The sequence below is a fragment of the Lactonifactor sp. BIOML-A5 genome, assembly GCF_009677585.1.
GTDB lineage: Bacteria > Bacillota > Clostridia > Lachnospirales > Lachnospiraceae > Lactonifactor.
Genome location: NZ_WKYV01000002.1, coordinates 232877 through 253180, shown reverse-complemented (window position 1 = coordinate 253180; position 20304 = coordinate 232877). Strand labels below are relative to the sequence as shown.

The window sequence follows — 20304 nt, the reverse complement described above, 5'->3', positions numbered from 1 at the left end:
AAGATGGGAAAAACCGAGTGGAAGCCGGGGAATATGCTGTATCCCCTTCCGGCAGTGATGGTCTCTGTGACGGACGGTGAGGGCAGAGATAATATTATAACCATTGCCTGGGCAGGCACCATTTGTACGAATCCGCCCATGGTTTCGATCTCTGTCCGGCCGGATAGGTATTCCTATGATTTGATACGGAAGACGGGGGAATTCGTTATTAATCTGACAACAGAGAAGCTGGCCTGGGCGACAGACTACTGTGGAGTCCGTTCCGGGAGAGATGTGGACAAATTTGGGGATCTGCACCTGACAAAGGAGCCGGCGGCACACGTAAGGGCGCCAATGATCGGGGAATCCCCCGTATCCATTGAATGCAGAGTGGAGGATGAGATGGCGTACGGAAGCCATACACTATTTACGGCGAGGGTTTTGGCGGTACATGTGGATGAATCCTATATGGACGAGAAGGGCAAGTTTGATCTTTCCCTGTCCAGGCCCATTGTCTATTCCCACGGAGAATACTACTCGCTGGGAAAGAAGCTGGGTACGTTCGGATACAGTGTGCGGAAGAAGAAAGGTGCAAAGAAAAAACGCCGATGAAATGATTTGCGAAAAGAGGAACCCTATGGTAAAATAAATAGGATAATATGCAAAAGGATGAAAGTATGAACAATATTATTTTGATTGGTATGCCAGGCGTGGGAAAGAGCACAGTGGGTGTAATTCTGGCAAAGGTTCTGGGATACCAGTTTATAGATGCGGACTTAGTGATTCAGCAGCAGGAGAATCGTCTGCTGAGGGAGATAATAGAGGAAGAAGGAGAAGCGGGATTTCTTAACATAGAGAACCGGGTAAACGCATCTTTGCAGGCTGAGCGGGCTGTCATTGCCACAGGAGGCAGTGTCGTTTACTGCCGGGAAGCCATGAGGCACTTAAAGGAGATAGGCACAGTTATCTATCTGGAACTGGCCTTCGGCGCCCTGAAAAACAGGTTGGGGAACCTGAAAGGGCGGGGTGTGGTCCTGAAAGAGGGACAAGACTTAAGGGGATTATATGACGAGCGGGTGCCGCTCTATGAAAAATATGCAGATTTAACGATTAATGAGAAAAATTTGGATGTAGAGGGTACTTTGCAGAAAATTTTGGAAAAAATCGATAAATAGCAGAAAAGTGTGAAGATAATATGAACAAATCTTCAAGAAATCTTTAATTTTTATTTACAAATGTTTAAGACTGTTATAATATGATAAGTAATCACGGTAGAATATGGAGTGTAAGAAACTTATTGCCACCGTGTTAATACATAGATAATAACAGACAGATACGTTAAAAATAAAAAGACAGAGTTATACTTCTTGAGGTTGTTCATAACTGGGAGTATAAGTAAAAATATATCGAGGTGCTAATATATGGAACAATATGTGATCAAGGGCGGTAATCCACTGGTGGGTGAGGTTGAGATCGGTGGAGCAAAGAATGCGGCATTGGCAATACTTGCTGCGGCAATTATGACAGATGAGACAGTTTGCGTTGAGAATTTACCGGATGTACGTGACATACATGTATTGCTAGAGGCGATAGAACAGATTGGCGCCAGGGTAGAGAAAATAAGCCCAAGCGTTGTGAAGATCAATGGTTCCACAATCGGTGATGTGAGCGTGGAATATGAGTTTATCAAGAAGATCCGCGCTTCCTATTATTTACTGGGAGCTTTATTAGGGAAATATAAGAATGCGGAGGTACCTCTGCCCGGCGGGTGCAATATCGGCAGCAGGCCGATCGATCAGCATCTCAAAGGATTTCGTGCAATGGGTGCATCTGTTGATATCATGCACGGAGCAATTGTGGCCAGAGCGGAAGAACTGCACGGCAGCCATATCTTTTTGGATATGGTCTCTGTTGGTGCGACCATTAACATTATGATGGCTGCTTCTATGGCTGTGGGAAACACCATTATTGAGAATGCTGCTAGGGAGCCCCATGTGGTTGATGTGGCCAATTTCCTGAACAGCATGGGAGCTAATATCAAGGGAGCAGGTACGGATGTGATCCGCATCAAGGGTGTGGATAAGCTTCACAGCACCAATTATTCTATTATACCCGATCAGATAGAAGCCGGGACCTTTATGTTTGCGGCAGCGGCCACCAAAGGGGATATTATGGTTAAGAATGTAATCCCTAAGCATCTGGAGGCTACCACTGCAAAGCTGGTGGAAATCGGATGTGAGGTAGAGGAATTTGACGATGCGGTAAGAGTTGTGGCGTCTAAACGTCTGAGACGTACCCACGTGAAAACACTTCCCTATCCCGGATATCCCACGGATATGCAGCCGCAGATTGCTGTTGCCCTTTCTCTGGCGGAGGGTACAAGCATAGTGACAGAGAGTATTTTTGAGAATCGTTTTAAATATGCAGACGAGCTTTCCCGCATGGGGGCTGATGTTAAGGTGGAAGGAAACAGTGCCATAATTGACGGGGTGAACAAGCTCACAGGGGCAAGAGTCAGTGCTCCGGATCTTCGTGCAGGTGCAGCCCTAGTGATCGCTGGGCTGGCTGCGGAAGGCGTTACAATTGTGGATGATATCGTATATATTCAGCGCGGTTACGAGCATTTTGAGGAAAAATTAAGGAATCTGGGCGCTGAGATTGAGAAGGTCGCCGATGAGAAAGAGATCCAGAAGTTTAAATTAAGGGTGGGATAATTTTCTACTTGACGGCTGATAAAAAAAGAGCTATTGTATATGTGGTTAACAATTTAATAATTATATTTTCTCTTATTCAGAGTGATGGAGATACAAAGGATCTGTGAAGTCACGGCAACCCCCACAGCGGAAGGTGCCAACCTGAGCGAGTAATTCGAACAATAAGAGGGTTTCCTTATCAGACGAGATAAGAGGTCCACTGTTGTGGGCCTTTTTTATTACATAGGAAACTTCGTTCCCTATGTAATAAAAAAACCTCCGGGGGATCACACTGCGGCGGATAGGAAGATGCTGTCTGTGACAGCCCGCCGCAGGCGGAGATTGCGCTTCCGTGCAATCTTTCTTACTTTATCATATAAGGCAACGAAAACAGTACTTCGGTGAAAGCGGACCAAGTGAGAAAATATAAGACAAGAACAAAGGAGATGCTGTATGGAAAAATTATTATTTACTTCCGAATCTGTAACTGAAGGCCATCCGGATAAGATGTGCGACCAAATCTCAGACGCCATTCTGGATGCACTGCTTGCCCAGGATCCCATGAGTCGGGTAGCCTGTGAGACGTGCACAACAACGGGGCTGGTAATGGTGATGGGAGAGATTACCACTAAGGCGTATGTAGATATACAGAAAATTGTGCGGGATACCGTACGTGAGATCGGGTATACCAGAGGAAAATATGGATTCGACGCGGATACCTGCGGTGTGGTTACGGCCATTGACGAACAGTCTACAGACATTGCTATGGGGGTAGACAAGGCTCTGGAGGCAAAAGAAAATACAATGTCTGAGGCAGAAATTGATGCCATCGGTGCCGGAGATCAGGGGATGATGTTCGGATATGCCAGTGATGAGACTGAGGAATATATGCCATATCCTATTGCGCTGGCCCATAAATTGGCGCTTCAGCTGACAAAGGTGAGAAAAGACGGCACGCTCACGTACTTAAGGCCGGACGGTAAAACCCAGGTGACAGTGGAATATGACAAAGACGGTGTTCCCAGCCGGCTGGACGCTGTGGTATTGTCCACCCAGCATGATCCGGACGTCACTCAGGAACAGATCCACGAAGATATCAAGAAATACGTATTTGCCCCCATTATTCCGGAAAACATGGTGGATGAAAACACGAAGTTCTTTATCAATCCAACAGGAAGATTCGTCATCGGGGGGCCTCACGGAGACAGCGGATTAACGGGACGTAAGATTATTGTAGACACTTACGGCGGATATGCACGTCACGGCGGCGGCGCATTTTCCGGGAAAGACTGTACCAAGGTGGATCGCTCTGCGGCTTATGCAGCCCGCTACGTGGCCAAAAATATTGTAGCTGCCGGTCTGGCAAAAAAATGTGAGATTCAGCTGTCCTATGCCATAGGGGTTGCCCATCCCACTTCTGTAATGGTAGATACCTTTGGAACCGGGAAACTGGAGGATACAAAACTGGTAGAAATTATCCGTGAAAATTTTGATCTCCGTCCTGCAGGAATTATCAAAATGCTGGATCTTCGGAGACCTATCTACAAACAGACAGCAGCATACGGACATTTCGGAAGAAACGATTTGGATCTTCCGTGGGAAAAACTGGATAAGACAGAGGTTTTGAAGAAATACTTATAGTTAAAAGGGGACAGGGCTGAGTGAATTAGGGACAGGCCGGTCTGATTTTGGGACGTGTTCTTTTTAGAAAGAACACGTCCCCCTTTTTGGCTTTTTTAATAGAAAGTTTAGATTTGGAGGACTTTGTTTAGATGAAAACCCTCTATGAATGTGCTATACTTATACAATAAAGTGAGCTTTTAGGCTCTTTAGAGAGGATAAAATCATGAAACTAAAAACACGGATTATTATTTCTTTTTTTGTGATTATTTTAGTTCCTCTGGTATTCACCGGGGCCTGTCTGTATGGGTTCAGCCATTATATGCTTAAGAACATTGAGAAGCAATATGGTATTGAGAATCCCACATATGAGAATTTATCTAACTCTCTGCAGATGCTGAGCAGTATGACAAAGAAAACTTTTGACTCCCTGCAGCAGCAGGCGAAGAATCAACCGGATTCTTTTGAGGATGTGCAGTATCTGGATTCTATCAATACAGAGCTGTCAACGAAATACTCTTTTCTTATTGTCCGGATGGATGGCAATATTATTTATTGCGGAGCCAAAGGGGATCAGTCGGAACTTCTGGAGAGTCTCCCTAAATCTGGTGATTTCCGGGCTGGATCGGACAGTGGGATTTACCTGGGGAGTACACTGCAGGCACTGGTGAAGCAGGTTGACTTTACCCTGGACAACGGGGATGACGGGAGTGCCTTTATTGTGACCAGTGCAGTTGAGACGATTCCTCAGGTGCAGTCTCTGATGAAGAATATGCTGGGAGTGGTGGTTCTGATTCTGTTTATTACCAGTCTCGGACTTACACTGTGGATATACCAGGGAGTGATCACTCCCCTGAATAAATTAAAGGTGGCTACACAGAATATCAAAGAAGGGAATCTGGACTTTACCATTGAAGGGGAAGGCGTGGATGAGATAAGCGACCTGTGCAGTGACTTTGAGGAGATGAGGCAGCGGCTGAAGGAATCCGCGGAGGAAAAGGTACAGTTTGACAAGGACAATAAAGAACTGATCAGCAATATCTCCCATGATTTGAAGACTCCTATCACTGCCATTAAGGGATATGTGGAGGGAATTATGGATGGGGTTGCGGATACCCCGGAGAAGATGAACAAGTATATCAGGACAATCTACAGCAAGGCCAATGATATGGACAGGCTGATCAATGAACTGACTTTTTATTCTAAGATTGACACCAACCGCATTCCCTATACGTTCAGCAAGATCCATGTGACAGATTACTTTGATGACTGTGCGGAGGAGCTGGGACTGGAGCTGGAATCCAAGGGAGTTGAACTGGGATATTACAATTATGTGGATCAGGATGTGGTAGTGATTGCTGATGCAGAGCAGATGAAGCGGGTAATTAATAATGTCGTAGGGAATTCTCTTAAATATATGAATAAGTCTAAGGGATTCATCAACCTTCGGGTGAAAGATGTCGGCGATTTCATTCAGGTTGAGATCGAGGATAACGGCAAAGGAATCGCAGCAAAGGATTTGTCCAATATTTTTGATCGGTTTTACCGGACAGATGCTTCCAGAAATTCATCAAAAGGAGGAAGCGGTATTGGTCTTTCTATTGTTAAGAAGATCATTGAGGACCACGGAGGTAAAGTGTGGGCAACAAGCAAGGAAAATATTGGGACAGTGATGTACTTTGTCCTTAGAAAATATCAGGAGGTACCAGTGAATGAGTAAGATATTGATAATCGAAGATGAAGAGGCAATTGCGGATCTGGAGAAGGATTACCTGGAACTCAGCGGCTTCCAGGTGGAAATCGAGCACAGGGGAGATGTGGGACTGAAAAAATCCCTGGAGGGAGATTATGATCTGTTTATACTGGATCTAATGCTTCCCGAGCTGGATGGATTTGAGATCTGCAGGGAGATCCGGGCACAGAAAAATACGCCTATTATTATGGTCTCCGCTAAAAAAGATGATATCGATAAGATCAGGGGCCTTGGACTTGGAGCGGATGACTATATGACAAAACCTTTCAGCCCCAGCGAGCTGGTAGCCAGAGTAAAAGCCCACCTTGCCAGGTATGAAAGGCTGATTGGAACAGGGGTCCAGGAAAACGACATTATTGAGATACGGGGTCTAAAGATTGATAAGACAGCCAGAAGAGTCTGGGTAAATGGAGAAGAAAAGAACTTTACTACCAAGGAGTTTGATCTGCTTACCTTTCTGGCACAGAATCCCAACCGGGTATTTACGAAGGATGAACTTTTTAAAGAGATATGGGACATGGAGTCTATCGGAGATATTGCTACCGTAACGGTGCACATCAAGAAAATTCGTGAGAAGATTGAGTATAATACAGCCAAGCCTCAGTATATTGAAACCATCTGGGGCGTAGGCTACCGATTTAAGGTATAAGAGAACTGGAAGCATAGCATATGAAAAGATTAGACGGATTACTGAACGCATACAGTACTAAGGATTACTACCCGTTTCACATGCCCGGCCATAAGAGGCGCGCAGGGAAGGGGACTTTTAGTAGTCCTTTTTCTATCGACATCACGGAGATTGAAGGATTTGACAATCTCCATCACCCTGAGGGAATCTTAAAGGATGCCCAGGAACGGGCGGCGTGTCTCTATGGAGCAGAGAAAACCTATTACTGCGTAAATGGAAGTTCTGGCGGGATTCTGAGTGGGATCTCCGCCTGTACTACCCCGGGAGGAACCCTTCTTATGGCCCGCAACAGCCACAAATCCGTGTACCATGCCGCTTATCTGCGGGGACTCCAAACGGTCTACCTGGACTCGGAGCCGGAACACCGATACGGATTGAATGGGGGGATTACCTGCCGGGAGGTAGAGGAGAAGCTGGCGGCCAATCCCGGGACTCAGGCTGTGATCCTTACCTCACCTACGTATGACGGAGTAGTATCTGATATTCGGGGGATCAGTGAGATTGTCCACAGATACAAAATACCGCTTCTGGTAGATGAGGCGCATGGGGCACACCTGGGATTTCATCCCTACTTTCCGGAACCGGCCCTGGCCTGCGGGGCAGATTTGACGGTACAGAGCCTGCACAAGACCATGCCCTGTCTTACTCAGACTGCACTGGTACATTTGGGAAGCCAAAGAGTCCCCAGGGAAGCGTTGGAACGGTTTCTGGGAATTTATCAGACCAGCAGTCCTTCCTATGTATTGATGGCAAGCATAGAGTATGGACTGGGCCTGGTAACAGATGATGGAGAGCGGCTGTTTGAAGAGTATGCGGGGCTTTTGAAAGTACACCGGAAGCGTCTGGAATCTTTGGAAAATTTGAAGCTGGTTCCTCGCAGTCTTGAGGGGACACACGGAATTTATGCCATGGACCCTTCAAAGCTTCTAATATCTACCAAAGGCTGCCGCTTGACGGGAGCGCAATTATATTCTATTTTATTAGATAAGTATCATCTGCCTATGGAGATGGCTGCCAGGGATTATGTGCTGGGAATGACAAGCATTATGGATACTGCTCTGGGTTATGAGCGGTTATCCACAGCATTGGAGGAAATTGATCAAAATGTGGATAAGGCGGATGATTCTGAACATGGATGTGGATACTGCGGGTACTGGAATTACGGAGAGCAGAGGCTGACCATTGCGGATGCCCTGGAACGGGATAGGAAACCGGTAGTATTATGGGAGAGTCCTGGAAGAATTTCAGGGGAATACCTGTACTTGTACCCTCCCGGCATACCGCTGCTGGTTCCCGGGGAGATGATTACAGAGAGACTGATAGATGAGGTGCGGGAGTATCAGAATATGGGGCTTGATCTCCAGGGGCCCGCTGATTATACAAACCAGAGGATACAAGTGGTTTGCCAGTAGAGTTACAGATATCTAAGAGGATGGCAGGGAGCAGAGATGGGAAAGATTTTTTACATTATGGGAAAGAGTTCCTCAGGGAAGGATACAATATATGAAAGGCTGCTGGAGGATGAGGTGCTTAGGCTAAGGCCTATTGTATTGTATACCACAAGACCGATCCGCATGGGGGAGCAGGAGGGAAGAGAATATCACTTTGTGACACCGGAGAGGCTGGAGGAGTGGAAGAGAGAAGGTAAGATTATTGAGCTTAGGGATTACCGGACAGTCCATGGGATCTGGAGTTATTTTACCGCAGATGACGGGCAGGTTGATTTGGACAGCAGCAGCTATCTGGGGATAGGTACTCTGGAGTCCTATAATAGGATGAGAGAGTATTTCGGAGAAGGGGTTATGTGTCCCATTTATATAGAAGTAGAGGATGGAGAGCGCCTGAAAAGGGCTATAAAGCGGGAAGAAAAGCAGGAGGAACCCAGGTACGGGGAACTCTGCAGGCGCTTTCTGGCAGATGCGGAGGACTTTTCTGAGGAGAATATCCAGAAAGCAGGTATTGGAAAAAGATTCCGCAATGAGGTATTAGAGGACTGCCTGGAGGAAATCAGAGAGTATTTGTATGAATTGCGGTGAGTTGTGAGATTAAGTCTGTATATTGAAAACAATTTATGCTATAATGGCTACAACGGACATACAGCGTCCGGGATCCAAAAGGATTTAAACTGCGAAGGATAGAGGTGAGTTATATGCAAGGGTTTGAAGAGGTTTTAGGGCACGAAGAGATTATCCGGCATTTACAGAATGCGGTGGCTATGAATAAGGTATCTCATTCTTACATTTTTGCCGGGGAGACAGGATCCGGGAAAAAGCTTCTGGCTAATTTATTTGCCATGACATTACAGTGTGAAAAGAGAGGAATAGAGCCTTGTCTGGAATGCGCTTCCTGTAAGAAGGCACTCAGCAAAAATCAGCCTGACATCATTAATGTAACTCACGAGAAGCCGAATACAATTAGTATAGAAGATATACGTGAACAGGTAATCGGGGATATTCAGATTAAGCCGTATGCCAGTCCCTATAAGATATACATTATTAATGATGCGGAAAAGCTGACGGCTCAGGCACAGAATGCTCTTCTTAAAACAATAGAAGAGCCGCCGTCCTATGGGGTGGTAATGCTGCTGGTGAATAATGTCAGTGCTCTCCTGCCAACTATTTTGTCCCGCTGTGTTGTGCTTAATCTCAAGGCGGTAGGGGATAATCTTATTAAGACTTACCTAATGGAACGGCTTCATATTCCGGATTATCAGGCGGATATGTGTGTTTCTTTTGCCCAGGGGAATGTGGGAAAGGCAGAGCAGATTGCCTCCTCGGAGGAGTTCAATGAGATGACAGAGTCTGCCCTTAAGATTCTCAGGCATGCGGAAGAGATGGAGCTCAATGATCTGATTGACACCATTAAGTCTCTTACCCAAGAAAAGAATACGATCTATGAATATCTGGATTTGTTTTTGCTGTGGTTTAGGGATGTACTTTTATTTAAAGCTACCCGGGAGGTAGACAGCCTGGTGTTCCGCCAGGAGATTAATTATATTAAGGAACGGGCCAGAAAAAGTTCTTATGAAGGTCTTGAGACAATTATCAATGCCGTTGAGACTGCTAAGGTGCGGCTGAATGCCAATGTAAACTTTGAACTGGTTATGGAGCTGCTGTTCCTTACCATCAGGGAGAATTAAACATGACAAGAGTAATAGGAGTTCGTTTTCGGAATGTGGGGAAGATATATTATTTTGACCCCAAAGGATTTGACATAAAAGCGGGAGACCATGTAATTGTGGAGACCGCGAGAGGTGTAGAGTACGGTTCGGTCGTGCTTTCTCCCAGAGATGTGGAGGACAGCAAAGTAATCCAGCCTCTGAAGGAAGTGATCCGTGTGGCTACCCAAAAGGATACGGAGAAAGAGGAGAAGAACAGAAAAAAAGAGAAGGAAGCTTACCAGATTTGTCTGAAAAAGATTCAGGCACATAACCTGGAGATGAAGCTGATAGATGTAGAGTATACCTTTGACAATAATAAGGTACTGTTCTATTTTACAGCGGATGGAAGGATTGACTTCAGGGAGCTGGTAAAAGATCTGGCGGCTGTCTTTAAGACAAGAATCGAGCTACGCCAGATTGGAGTCAGAGATGAGACCAAGATACTGGGGGGGATTGGGATCTGCGGCCGGGCGCTGTGCTGCCATACGTATCTCTCAGAATTTGCGCCGGTCTCCATCAAGATGGCGAAGGAACAGAATTTATCCCTGAATCCCACAAAGATATCCGGGGTATGCGGAAGACTTATGTGCTGCCTGAAAAATGAGCAGGAGACCTATGAGGAGCTGAACCGCAGACTTCCGGGCACCGGGGACACGGTAACTACACCGGAGGGACTCCGGGGCGAGGTTCAGAGTGTCAGTGTATTGCGTCAGCTGGTGAAGGTGATTGTGGATGTGAATGATGAAAAAGAGATTCGGGAGTATAAGGTTGAAGAACTGAAGTTTAAACCCAAGCATAAGAAGGTTAAGATTTCAGAGGAAGAATTAAAAGCTCTGGAAGAATTGGAAAAATAGATCAGACAGGAAGGAACGAGCTGGATGACAGCAGCGTTATTAGATGGAGAACGTTTAGATGACCTTCAAAATGGTTACAAAATCATACAGGACCCCGGAAGATTCTGTTTCGGTATTGATGCGGTACTGCTTTCCTGGTTTGCAAAGGTGAGGCAGGGGGAAAAGGCGCTGGATCTGGGCTGCGGCAATGGGATTATACCCATATTGCTAAAGGCCCACACCCAGGGAGCCCATTATACCGGACTGGAGATTCAGGAGGAGAGCGCCCGACTGGCGCGGCGAAGCGTGGCGTACAACCATTTGGAGGACACAATTTCTATTGTTACCGGAGATATCAAAGAGGCCGCGACCATATTTGGGGCGGCCTCTTTTGATGTAGTGACCAGTAATCCCCCGTATATGATCCACTCCCATGGACTGCAGAATGCTAATACGGCCAAGACCATTGCCAGACATGAAATGCTCTGTACCCTGGAGGATGTGGTTGGACAGGCAGCTAAAATGCTGAAAAGCAAAGGCAGATTCTATATGGTACACCGCCCGTTCCGGCTGGCTGAGATAATGGGTACAATGATGAAATACCACCTTGAGCCCAAGCGGATGCAGCTGGTGCATCCATATCTGGACAAGGAACCCAATCTGGTGCTGATAGAAGGGGTGTTGAGGGGGAATTCCAGGATAAAGGTGGAGCCGCCTCTGATTATTTATGAAAAGCCGGGGGTGTATACCAGGCAAACGATGGAAATTTATGAAAGTGGGACGTGTTCTTTTTAAAAAGAACACGTCCCAGAATGGGGAAGGGGTGTCCCAAAATGGAACTGCCCTGTCCCTTTTAAGGAGAGTATTTATGAAAGGCAAGCTATACCTATGTGCCACACCAATAGGGAATCTGGAGGATATTACGCTTCGGGTCCTGCGTACTTTAAAGGAAGTGGATTTGATAGCGGCGGAGGATACCAGAAACAGTGTAAAACTGTTGAATCATTTTGAGATTCAGACCCCAATGACAAGCTATCATGAATATAATAAGATTGACAAGGGCCGCTACCTGATTAGCCAGATGGAGCAGGGGATTAATGTGGCCTTGATTACTGACGCGGGAACACCGGGGATATCCGATCCGGGCGAGGAGCTGGTGGCTATGTGCTATGAGGCGGGAATAGAGGTTACTTCTCTGCCCGGGGCCTGTGCCTGTATTACGGCGCTTACCCTTTCTGGCCTTGGCACCAGAAGATTTGCTTTTGAGGCTTTTCTTCCCGGGGATAAAAAGGAGAAGCAGGCTGTGCTGGAGGAGCTGAAGACGGAGACAAGGACGTGTATTCTGTATGAGGCACCCCACAGACTGGTGCGTACCCTGGAGGAGCTTTTAGAGGCGGTGGGGGACCGGAAGGTTACTATCTGCCGGGAATTGACGAAAAAGCACGAAACAGCATACTCTGCGACTCTGCAAGGAGCTGTGGAGTATTACCATACAACGGAGCCCAGGGGCGAATGTGTTATTGTTCTGGAGGGCAGAAGCCGCCGGGAGATGGAGCAGGAGTCCCAGGAGGAATGGAGCCGTATGCCTCTGAAAGAGCATATGGAACTGTATGAAACCCGGGGGCATACACGTAAGGAGGCGATGAAGCTGGTGGCCAAGGATCGGGGAGTGAGCAAGAGAGAGATTTATCAGGAACTGTTAAATTGTGAGTAGCCAAAGGCAAGGAGGAAACACATGGGACAGATCAGTAATGTAGTGATAATATTTAATCCGGAGAAATTGACGGATCTGAGAAGGGCGCTTAAGGAAGTAGGGCTTTCAGGAATGACGGTAACCAGAGTGGACGGAAATGGCCTTCAGGGAGGTACTGTTCGGTATTACAGCGATGACAAAGTGGAAGTGGATCTTCTGCCAAAAATTAAGGTAGAGGTGATTGTCCCCGGGGATAAGGTAGACGAGGTCATAGATGTGACAAAAAAGGTGCTGAAGACCAGTGAGACCGGCGCGGGAAAGATTTTTGTATATGATGTAAGCCGTGTCATACGTATCAGTACAGATGATGAGGGGCTGGACGCCCTGAATTCATAAATAACGAATAATTCATTACCTGTCCTCATATAGTATAAAAAACATGAGGAGAAGGCCTATGTTAAATATTTTATGGGGAGCCATGATACTTATTGGGATTACCTACGGCATGATGACCGGGAGAATGGCCGAAGTAACGGACGCCGCTCTTTCCTCTGCAAAGGAAGCGGTTACTCTGTGTATCACCATGGCCGGAATTATGGCGCTGTGGGTGGGAATCATGGAAATTGCAAAAAAATCAGGACTCATTGACGGGATGACCCGGAAAATGCGTCCTGTTTTACGTTTCCTATTTCCAAGAATTCCTGAGGGGCACAAGTGCATGGAGTATATCTCCGCCAACATGATAGCTAACTTTCTGGGACTGGGCTGGGCAGCTACACCTGCAGGTCTCAAAGCCATGGATGAGCTCGCCAAACTGGAGGAGGAACGCAGAGAATCCCCCCGGCCGGAAAAGCGGGTGAGGGCAGCAGCCAGGGGAACTGCCAGCAATGAGATGTGCACCTTCTTAATTATCAACATCTCATCCCTGCAGCTGATTCCGGTCAATATCATAGCCTACCGCAGCCAGTACGGAAGTGTAAATCCTACAGGAATCGTAGGCCCGGCCATTGTGGCTACCCTGATCAGCACTGCAGTAGGGGTATTGTTCTGCAAGGTAAAGGACAGATGGTCAGGCGCCGGAGGGTAATCCCGGGACTTTAAAGATAACTGTTGAGCACTCTGGCCAGCTGCTCCAGCTGTACCGGCTTGCTGACATGTTCATTCATACCGGCATTTCGGGCCAGAATAATGTCGTCAATAAAGGCATTGGCAGTCAGGGCTATGATAGGTATCTGCCCGGCATCCGGCCGTGACAGGCTGCGTATGGCTTTGGAGGACTCATAACCATTCATCACAGGCATTTGGATGTCCATAAAAATAATATCGTAATATTGTGAGGGAGAATTCAGAAACATAGTAAAAGCTTGTTCACCGTTACAGGCCGTTTCCACCGCAGCTCCCGATAATTCCAGAAGCTCTTTGGCAATCTCCATATTCAGTTCATTATCTTCTGCCAGCAATATGCGGTGCCCATCCAGATGCAGTTCACTGATATCCGGGGGCTCTTCCGGACCGTTCTCGCAGGAGGAAGTGTTCTTGCGCTTACTTGGCAATAAAAGATCAAAGGTAATGGTAAAACAGCTCCCCTTTGAGGGACAGCTTTCCACCTCTATAGAGCCGCTCATCATCTCCAGGAGACTTTTGGTAATTGCCATTCCCAGTCCGGTACCGGGGTTCTTGCTGGTTCTGGAGTCTGACTCCCGGGCAAAAGGCTCAAACAGATGGGGGAGAAAGTCCTCAGACATGCCGATTCCGGTGTCTCTGACAGAAATGCAGAAGCCTGCAAACTGCGTGGAGGCGGTAGGCCGTTCCGTGAGACAGACGGTTACAGACCCGCCTTCCGGTGTATATTTATTGGCATTTGTCAGGATATTCAGTAAAATCTGCTGAAGCCGGAGACGGTCGCCCAGGACTTCCGGGTGAGCAATGTCCTTGTATATTACGCTCAGATGCTGCATTTTTTCATCTATGGCAGGCCGGACCACAGAGAGTACGGAATCTACAAGACCGGGAAGGTGCAGGGGTTCTGCTGAAAGTTCAAAATGTCCGCTCTCAATCCGGCTCATATCCAGGACTTCGTTGACCAGAGAGAGAAGCAGCTCACTGGATACAGCTATTTTGTCAAGGCATTCTCTCACATAGGTACTGTCGTCTGCTCTCAGATTTGCCAGAGTAGTCATGCCGACTATGGCATTGATGGGGGTGCGGATATCATGGGACATTTTGGACAGGAAATCATTCTTGGCATTATTGGCCTTTTGTGCTATCTCATAGGCGTCCGTCAGGGCTTTTCGGCTGTCAGCCTCCCGGAGTTTTTGCTCGTGGATATCCTGAAGTGCCAGGATCGCCCAGGTCGGAGCAGGCACTCCTTTTCCAAAATAGACCGTACAGGAGATGAAGCGGTACTCTTCTTTGAACCTGGCCCTGTACTCTCCGGTGAAGCGGTCCAGTCCATCATGGATCAGCTTCTGAAAGTGTAAGAGGGAAAAATCTTTTTCTGCAGCATCCCGGTCGTCCGGATGGATAAACGGCAGTACCCACTGTAAAAATTCGGAATAATGAATATTTTCCGCCCGCAGATGCTGCGTACATTCTGTGGACTGGATGGTCTGAATCTTCCAGGTGTTTAAATCCATACGGTAGGTAGCAAAGAACAAGTCGTAAAGGGAGCCGATAATTTCCTGATTCAGTTCCTCCAGCTGTTCCTTTTCTTTTCTCAGCATAACGGTATCCGTAATATTCTGGTGATATCCCTGGAGGCAGACACCATTTTTGAAGGTGTGGTCCGGGACACCTCCGCATCGGACAAATATCTCACCCAGAAGTGGATGCTTCCAGCAATACTGAACCTCAGCCCTTCCCTTAAGCAGGATTTCGTTTACTCCCTGCTCCACAATGGCTCTGTAGTCCTCTGAGATATTATCATACCATGCGCAGTAGCATTCTTCCGGAGAGGGTTCCTCTTCCAGGCCTAAAAGCTCCAGCATCGTGGGATCCGCATACATGCGGGGCGGCAGATCATTTTCCAGCTCTATAATCCAAAGGCCTGTCATAGCCTCATGGAGCACGCTTTGTATCATACTAACATCCTGAAATTTTCTAATCATAAACCAAGTTCCTTTCCCTTAGGTGCAGTGCTTAATCTGCTGCTCTTATAACTTTAGCACATAATAGGTAGAAAACGCAACAGGGACAGGGATTTGCATCCCTGTCCCTGCAGACATGTACCGGCTTTTACTCAGAAATTGACTCCAGCAGAGGAATCAGCCCGGACATATTCATAATCACTGCGTCAGCTCCTGCCTCAAGATAGCGGGCCTTCACCTTCTGTATCAAAGGTGCCCGGTGTGAGAGGGGAAGTGTTTGGTATTCCTCCTGGGTGAGCCCTATTTCAGAGCTTCCCTCAATGATCCCTATGGTGTATACACCTGCATTTTTACCTTCTCTGATATCAGAGACAGTATCCCCCACCTTTACCACACGATCGGCAGCGTGTACCCGGAACTGCTCCATGTTGCGGTAAATCATATACGGGTAGGGTCGTCCCATATTATTCACAGAGTTTGGGCTGAACCAGGCGTCCGGCGCGTACCCGAGTTGGGCAGCTTTCTTTGTCACAATGGACATCATTTCATCGGTATAACCTGTGGTTGAACCAATAGAAATTCCCATCTCCCTGAGCTTTGCAACTGTTTCTAAGACATAGGGTTTTGGGGAAGAAAAATCTGAGAGAATACTCATAAGTTTTTCCTCAAAAAGTCCGTACATTTCATCGATGTCCGATTCCCCAGAAGCCGTCCCATTTTTTTGAAGCCACAGCTCCTGGATTCTGGGCATGGCAAGCATGGTTTTTATATGGTCCCGCTTCAGCATTCCCATAGGTTTTCTCACTTCTTCCATAGTGGGGTCAATCCCGAAATGCTTAAATACCTCTACAAATGCCTGAACCGGTGCAAAACACCCATAGTCTACGGTGGTTCCTGCCCAGTCAAAAATTACCAATTCACACGTCTTCATAAGCCTTTCTCCTTCAAAAATGATTCCAGAATATCGCATAGACGGTTAATGTCTTCTTTATAGATCTCGCCAATATTCCCGATACGGAAGGTTTCCGCTTCTGTTACTTTCCCGGGATAGATGGCGTAACCACGGTCTTTTATGTACTGATACATTTCCTGGAAGGAGAAGCTGTGATTCTCCGGATAAAAGAAGGTGGTAATGATAGGGCCCTGATGGCCGTTCCCGATATAGGGCTCGATCCCAAGCTGCTTCATTCTCTGAATCAGCAGATGATTATTCTCTTCATACCGTCTGCTGCGGGCTGGTATTCCCCCCTCCTGTTCCAGCTCCTTCAGCGCCTGAGAGAATGCCAGAACCACATGGGTGGGAGATGTGAACCTCCACTTGCCGTCCTTTTCCATAGTCTCCCACTGGTCATAGAGATCCAGAGAAAGACTTCTTGCCTTACCTTTGCTTTCTATTAACTTTTCCCGGTTACAGATAATAAAAGAAAATCCCGGAACACCCTGAATACATTTGTTTGCGCTGCTTACCAGAAAATCAATACCCAGATCTCCTACCGGAATGTCCACGCCTCCGAAGCTGCTCATGGCGTCCACGATAAAAGTTTTCCCCGCACCCTTTACTACCTTTGCTACAGAGGCAATATCATTGAGAATTCCAGAAGTGGTTTCGCTGTGCACCATGGCCACGTGGGTAATATCCGGGTTCTGTTCCAGCAGCACCCCGATCTCCTCCGGATCCGGAACTTTATCGTAGGATTGGCTGTATAGAAGGAAGGGGATCCCGGCATGGGCTGCAATATCAGCCATACGTTCCCCGTATGCCCCGTTTGCCGCGATTAAAAGGCGGTCATGGTCACCGGTCACGCTGGTGAGCACGGATTCAACGCCGAAGGTGCCGCTGCCCTGCATGAGCACTACAGTGTAGTCCTCCCCGGATACATGGGCCAGGGAGAGGAGCTGTCTGCGGATACTTTGGGTAATTTGTTTGTAGTCATCATCCCAGGTGCAGTGGTCAAACAGCATCTCCTTTTTCACAGTTTCTGTTGTGGTCAGAGGACCGGGTGTGAGTAATTTGTAGTTTTTCATTTTGTCTTCTCCTGTAACATATATTTTTCCAGCTCCGGTTTCCCGGAGGAGTTATCCTTTATTCTGGTTTGCAGCTGTCAGAAAGCTCCTGATGGTGCTTAAGCAGCTCTACGGTTAATGGTTCACTGAAAACCTTGGGATTGCCGGATTTGTCTGCAGCACCATCGGTTTCTCCCTCGTAGAGAGGGATGGGGTAGGCAGTCAGCAGCTCTTCTCTTGCATTTCTAATGATGCACTCTGCCATATCCATGGCAGTCTCTTTGCTGTCTGCTCCTTTGTCTAAAACCGCAGCTGACTCGGTCAGAGAGAAGTTCCCCTCTGCCGGATCTATATAATCCACAGGCAGTCCGGACTCCTTGTCGGCTGCCGCCTGATGGCGCAGTCCGAAACCGATGGCGGTTTCTCCGGCTCTGACTTTTTTCAGGGGTGCGGAACCGGAGTCTTCGATGTGATCCCCTGCGTTCTTATAGATCCCCTTCAGTATATCTTTGGCTCCGTCTTCTCCGTACTCAGATACCAGGGCCTGAATCAGAAGCCATGCTGTGGAGGAAGAATTGATATCTGTGACAGAAACCATATCTTTATATTCCGGATTGGCCAGGTCCTTTATAGAGGCCGGGGCAGGCAGATTATTGTCTTTCATCATTTCCGTATTGATAATGACAGCACCCTCCTGTGCAGTAATGGGAGCGCAGTAAGAAGGATACGTGTCTAACGTTTGAACATCAAAATCCAGGTCTTTGAACATCTTATTCTGCTCCTGGGCACTTTCTAAATAGAAGGTGCTCATAGTAACCAGGTCAGCCTCAATATTGGAGCCCTCAGCCAGAAGCTTGCCTCCCAGCTCAGAAGTCCCGAAGGACTGCAGTATGTACTGATCCTTAAATCCGTTGTTATCCAACGCATGCTTCATGGCAGTGATCGCTTCATCATCAGCATTGGAGTAGATTACAATCTTATCTTTATCTGAACTGCCACTGCATCCGCCTAGTATTGTGCTGATTCCCAGAGATGCCGCTAAACCTAACAATAGTAATTTTTTTGTGTTTTTCATAATGTATTCTCCTCCTTTTACTTCTCAGTGTCAATAAATCATTTTCATAATTATTAAAAATCACTGTGCTATTTTCACTGTTCTGGATTTTGACCCAGCAGTTTTTTCTTTCCGGTTGGCCAGATACTGAAACAGAGACTTTGCGGCCAGGTTGGTAAAGAGGATCAGTAGAGACAGCACAAAGATTTCATTATATTTATTGTAGTACTGTAATTCTTTAATCTTTGTTGTAATCACCATAGTCCTGGCCCCTGCGATAAAGATGACTGCACTGATGGTTACCATTGCATTTACGAAGTAGTAACTGAATACCTCCAGGATGGTGGACACCGCGTTGGGAGTGACTACCCGGAGAATCGTCTTTACCCAGTTGTCCCCCATAAGCATAGCCGTTGTTTCCCAGGAAGCATTCATCTTGGCGAGAGAATTTTTCATCATCAGATAGGGGGTAGAGAAAAAGTGAATAACGTTGCATGCAATGATAATGAAAAATGTGTTCTGAACAGCAGTTCCGGAGAAGCTAAACAGAAAGGCCAGACCGATTACCATGCCGGGGATGGTGTTGGTGATAAGAGCAATCCCCTCAATAATATTCTTAAGCTTCTTATTTACGGTGCTTCTGGCAGTGACCAGAGCGGCGCCGTAGGCAGCCAGAGTACCGAAAACGGCCGTGACAATAGCGGTAAACAGGGAGTTTTTACATACACCGAACAGGGCGTCGTCTGCAAATACAGCGGTCACGTGCTCTAAGGTAAAACGTATTTCATAAGGCCATTCTGAGACAAAGGGAACCACAAAGATAACAGCAAAGACTGACAGGACTCCGGTTATAATCAGAGTGCTGAGGATGCCGCACACCCAATCCCTGGCCTTGTTTTTATGTAGTTCTATGACCGAAATCTTACTGTATCGTACATTATACCGTTCCAGATACTGCAGTACTAAAATGCTGGCCACAGAGGGAATCAGCATCACCATGGCGACAACTGCCCCGTTATTAAAGTCAGGCACACTCCCCAGCATTTCGTTGTACAGTACGCCGGCAATGACCTGAAACTTTCCTCCCACGGAAGCGGGAATCCCGAAGTCGGTGAAGCACAGAAAAAAGGACTGGATAAAGGAAGCTGCCAGCGTTCCCAAAAGAGGGCGGATAATGGTCATCATAAAGGCAGAAAGCCCGTTATCCCCCATAATACGGGAAACGATCATGTATTTTTTATCGATATACCCCATGGTGTTGTTTATCAGCAGAAAGGAGATGGGCAGTGTATAGATCACATACCCCAGCAGCAGCCCGTTAAAACCATAGATATCAAAGAGCTGCCGTCCAAACAAACGGGTGAGAAGTCCCTGTTTTCCAAAGGAATAAATTATGGAAAATCCGTAGGTTATGGTTGGAAGAAGCATGGGAAGCAGCGCAGCTCCCCGTATCAGGGATTTCGCCCGTCCTGATACGTTGGTGTAATGAATGGTGTAGGCCAAAAGGAAGGCAATGGCTGTGGTAGTCAGGGCGCTGACAGAAGCCACAAGAAAGCTGTTTCCCAAAGCTTTCCCGAATCCTCTGGATGCAAATAAAGAGAGGTAGCTTTCCAGTGAAAATCCGCTGTCCCCCAAGAAAGATTTTAACAGCAGGCGCACCATGGGGAGTGCCAGAAAGACAGCAAACATAAGGGCGAGGAAAGCAAAAATAACTTTTATTTCTTTGTTTTTATGTTTCATT

The 20304-nt window shown here is 47.0% G+C and carries 19 protein-coding genes and 1 riboswitch; of the genes, 14 read left to right on the top strand and 5 right to left on the bottom strand.

Annotated elements, in window-relative coordinates:
* The first annotated feature begins 3 nt into the window (after positions 1-3).
* The 14 genes from GKG41_RS02605 to GKG41_RS02540 all read left to right on the top strand — a co-directional run bounded on the left by GKG41_RS02605 (position 4) and on the right by GKG41_RS02540 (position 13506).
* Positions 4-591, top strand: a complete 588-nt coding sequence (locus GKG41_RS02605) for a flavin reductase family protein (RefSeq protein WP_154256920.1) — start codon at positions 4-6, stop codon at positions 589-591.
* 65 nt (positions 592-656) lie between these two features.
* Positions 657-1154 (top strand): shikimate kinase, encoded by a 498-nt coding sequence (locus tag GKG41_RS02600; RefSeq protein WP_173015512.1) that lies wholly within the window; start codon positions 657-659, stop codon positions 1152-1154.
* A 246-nt stretch (positions 1155-1400) separates the two neighbouring features.
* Positions 1401-2693 (top strand): UDP-N-acetylglucosamine 1-carboxyvinyltransferase, encoded by a 1293-nt coding sequence (locus tag GKG41_RS02595; protein WP_154256918.1) that lies wholly within the window; start codon positions 1401-1403, stop codon positions 2691-2693.
* A gap of 69 nt (positions 2694-2762) precedes the next feature.
* A riboswitch (SAM riboswitch) is annotated at positions 2763-2861 on the top strand.
* Positions 2862-3125: 264 nt separating this feature from the next.
* Entirely contained in the window at positions 3126-4313 is a 1188-nt protein-coding gene (metK, locus tag GKG41_RS02590; protein WP_154256917.1) for a methionine adenosyltransferase, read from the top strand.
* Positions 4314-4518: 205 nt separating this feature from the next.
* Entirely contained in the window at positions 4519-6012 is a 1494-nt protein-coding gene (locus tag GKG41_RS02585) for a HAMP domain-containing sensor histidine kinase (protein WP_154256916.1), read from the top strand.
* Positions 6005-6694, top strand: a complete 690-nt coding sequence (locus GKG41_RS02580; protein ID WP_072854661.1) for a response regulator transcription factor — start codon at positions 6005-6007, stop codon at positions 6692-6694. Before GKG41_RS02585 ends, GKG41_RS02580 begins: the two co-directional genes overlap by 8 nt.
* A 20-nt stretch (positions 6695-6714) precedes the next feature.
* Complete coding sequence (locus GKG41_RS02575; protein WP_154256915.1) at positions 6715-8145, top strand: aminotransferase class I/II-fold pyridoxal phosphate-dependent enzyme; 1431 nt, start codon at positions 6715-6717, stop codon at positions 8143-8145.
* A 36-nt stretch (positions 8146-8181) separates the two neighbouring features.
* Entirely contained in the window at positions 8182-8769 is a 588-nt protein-coding gene (locus tag GKG41_RS02570; RefSeq protein ID WP_154256914.1) for a guanylate kinase, read from the top strand.
* 113 nt (positions 8770-8882) lie between these two features.
* Positions 8883-9872: a DNA polymerase III subunit delta' C-terminal domain-containing protein gene (locus GKG41_RS02565; protein ID WP_154256913.1), complete on the top strand. Its 990-nt coding sequence runs from the start codon at positions 8883-8885 to the stop codon at positions 9870-9872.
* 2 nt (positions 9873-9874) lie between these two features.
* Complete coding sequence (locus GKG41_RS02560) at positions 9875-10747, top strand: stage 0 sporulation family protein (RefSeq protein WP_154256912.1); 873 nt, start codon at positions 9875-9877, stop codon at positions 10745-10747.
* A gap of 24 nt (positions 10748-10771) precedes the next feature.
* On the top strand, positions 10772-11521 hold the full coding sequence (locus GKG41_RS02555; RefSeq protein WP_154256911.1) for a tRNA1(Val) (adenine(37)-N6)-methyltransferase: 750 nt from the start codon (positions 10772-10774) through the stop codon (positions 11519-11521).
* Between the two features lie 73 nt (positions 11522-11594).
* Positions 11595-12440: a 16S rRNA (cytidine(1402)-2'-O)-methyltransferase gene (gene rsmI, locus GKG41_RS02550; RefSeq protein ID WP_154256910.1), complete on the top strand. Its 846-nt coding sequence runs from the start codon at positions 11595-11597 to the stop codon at positions 12438-12440.
* A gap of 21 nt (positions 12441-12461) precedes the next feature.
* On the top strand, positions 12462-12815 hold the full coding sequence (locus GKG41_RS02545; RefSeq protein ID WP_154256909.1) for a P-II family nitrogen regulator: 354 nt from the start codon (positions 12462-12464) through the stop codon (positions 12813-12815).
* Between the two features lie 58 nt (positions 12816-12873).
* A complete protein-coding gene (locus tag GKG41_RS02540) occupies positions 12874-13506 on the top strand; it encodes a nucleoside recognition domain-containing protein (RefSeq protein ID WP_154256908.1) in 633 nt (210 codons plus the stop codon).
* Positions 13507-13516: 10 nt separating this feature from the next.
* On the opposite strand, the gene GKG41_RS02535 is transcribed toward GKG41_RS02540, so the two are convergent.
* From GKG41_RS02535 to GKG41_RS02515, 5 genes are all read right to left on the bottom strand, one after another.
* Entirely contained in the window at positions 13517-15526 is a 2010-nt protein-coding gene (locus GKG41_RS02535) for an ATP-binding protein (protein WP_154256907.1), read from the bottom strand.
* A gap of 127 nt (positions 15527-15653) precedes the next feature.
* A complete protein-coding gene (gene phnX, locus GKG41_RS02530; RefSeq protein WP_154256906.1) occupies positions 15654-16436 on the bottom strand; it encodes a phosphonoacetaldehyde hydrolase in 783 nt (260 codons plus the stop codon).
* Positions 16433-17530 carry a 2-aminoethylphosphonate--pyruvate transaminase gene (gene phnW / locus GKG41_RS02525; RefSeq protein ID WP_154256905.1) on the bottom strand — a complete coding sequence of 366 codons (1098 nt, stop codon included), beginning with the start codon at positions 17528-17530 and terminating at the stop codon, positions 16433-16435. Before phnW ends, phnX begins: the two co-directional genes overlap by 4 nt.
* Before the next feature lie 58 nt (positions 17531-17588).
* Positions 17589-18584: an extracellular solute-binding protein gene (locus GKG41_RS02520; RefSeq protein ID WP_154256904.1), complete on the bottom strand. Its 996-nt coding sequence runs from the start codon at positions 18582-18584 to the stop codon at positions 17589-17591.
* A 60-nt stretch (positions 18585-18644) separates the two neighbouring features.
* Positions 18645-20303 (bottom strand): ABC transporter permease subunit, encoded by a 1659-nt coding sequence (locus tag GKG41_RS02515; protein ID WP_154256903.1) that lies wholly within the window; start codon positions 20301-20303, stop codon positions 18645-18647.
* Position 20304 lies beyond the last annotated feature (1 nt).

What these genes read in the sequence shown, in the direction of transcription:
- GKG41_RS02605 (WP_154256920.1), top strand. Translation starts at nt 4, where the DNA reads ATGGGAAAAACCGAGTGGAAGCCGGGGAATATGCTGTATCCCCTTCCG.
- GKG41_RS02600 (WP_173015512.1), top strand. Translation starts at nt 657, where the DNA reads ATGAACAATATTATTTTGATTGGTATGCCAGGCGTGGGAAAGAGCACA.
- GKG41_RS02595 (WP_154256918.1), top strand. Translation starts at nt 1,401, where the DNA reads ATGGAACAATATGTGATCAAGGGCGGTAATCCACTGGTGGGTGAGGTT.
- metK (WP_154256917.1), top strand. Translation starts at nt 3,126, where the DNA reads ATGGAAAAATTATTATTTACTTCCGAATCTGTAACTGAAGGCCATCCG.
- GKG41_RS02585 (WP_154256916.1), top strand. Translation starts at nt 4,519, where the DNA reads ATGAAACTAAAAACACGGATTATTATTTCTTTTTTTGTGATTATTTTA.
- GKG41_RS02580 (WP_072854661.1), top strand. Translation starts at nt 6,005, where the DNA reads ATGAGTAAGATATTGATAATCGAAGATGAAGAGGCAATTGCGGATCTG.
- GKG41_RS02575 (WP_154256915.1), top strand. Translation starts at nt 6,715, where the DNA reads ATGAAAAGATTAGACGGATTACTGAACGCATACAGTACTAAGGATTAC.
- GKG41_RS02570 (WP_154256914.1), top strand. Translation starts at nt 8,182, where the DNA reads ATGGGAAAGATTTTTTACATTATGGGAAAGAGTTCCTCAGGGAAGGAT.
- GKG41_RS02565 (WP_154256913.1), top strand. Translation starts at nt 8,883, where the DNA reads ATGCAAGGGTTTGAAGAGGTTTTAGGGCACGAAGAGATTATCCGGCAT.
- GKG41_RS02560 (WP_154256912.1), top strand. Translation starts at nt 9,875, where the DNA reads ATGACAAGAGTAATAGGAGTTCGTTTTCGGAATGTGGGGAAGATATAT.
- GKG41_RS02555 (WP_154256911.1), top strand. Translation starts at nt 10,772, where the DNA reads ATGACAGCAGCGTTATTAGATGGAGAACGTTTAGATGACCTTCAAAAT.
- rsmI (WP_154256910.1), top strand. Translation starts at nt 11,595, where the DNA reads ATGAAAGGCAAGCTATACCTATGTGCCACACCAATAGGGAATCTGGAG.
- GKG41_RS02545 (WP_154256909.1), top strand. Translation starts at nt 12,462, where the DNA reads ATGGGACAGATCAGTAATGTAGTGATAATATTTAATCCGGAGAAATTG.
- GKG41_RS02540 (WP_154256908.1), top strand. Translation starts at nt 12,874, where the DNA reads ATGTTAAATATTTTATGGGGAGCCATGATACTTATTGGGATTACCTAC.
- GKG41_RS02535 (WP_154256907.1), bottom strand. Translation starts at nt 15,526, where the DNA reads ATGATTAGAAAATTTCAGGATGTTAGTATGATACAAAGCGTGCTCCAT.
- phnX (WP_154256906.1), bottom strand. Translation starts at nt 16,436, where the DNA reads ATGAAGACGTGTGAATTGGTAATTTTTGACTGGGCAGGAACCACCGTA.
- phnW (WP_154256905.1), bottom strand. Translation starts at nt 17,530, where the DNA reads ATGAAAAACTACAAATTACTCACACCCGGTCCTCTGACCACAACAGAA.
- GKG41_RS02520 (WP_154256904.1), bottom strand. Translation starts at nt 18,584, where the DNA reads ATGAAAAACACAAAAAAATTACTATTGTTAGGTTTAGCGGCATCTCTG.
- GKG41_RS02515 (WP_154256903.1), bottom strand. Translation starts at nt 20,303, where the DNA reads ATGAAACATAAAAACAAAGAAATAAAAGTTATTTTTGCTTTCCTCGCC.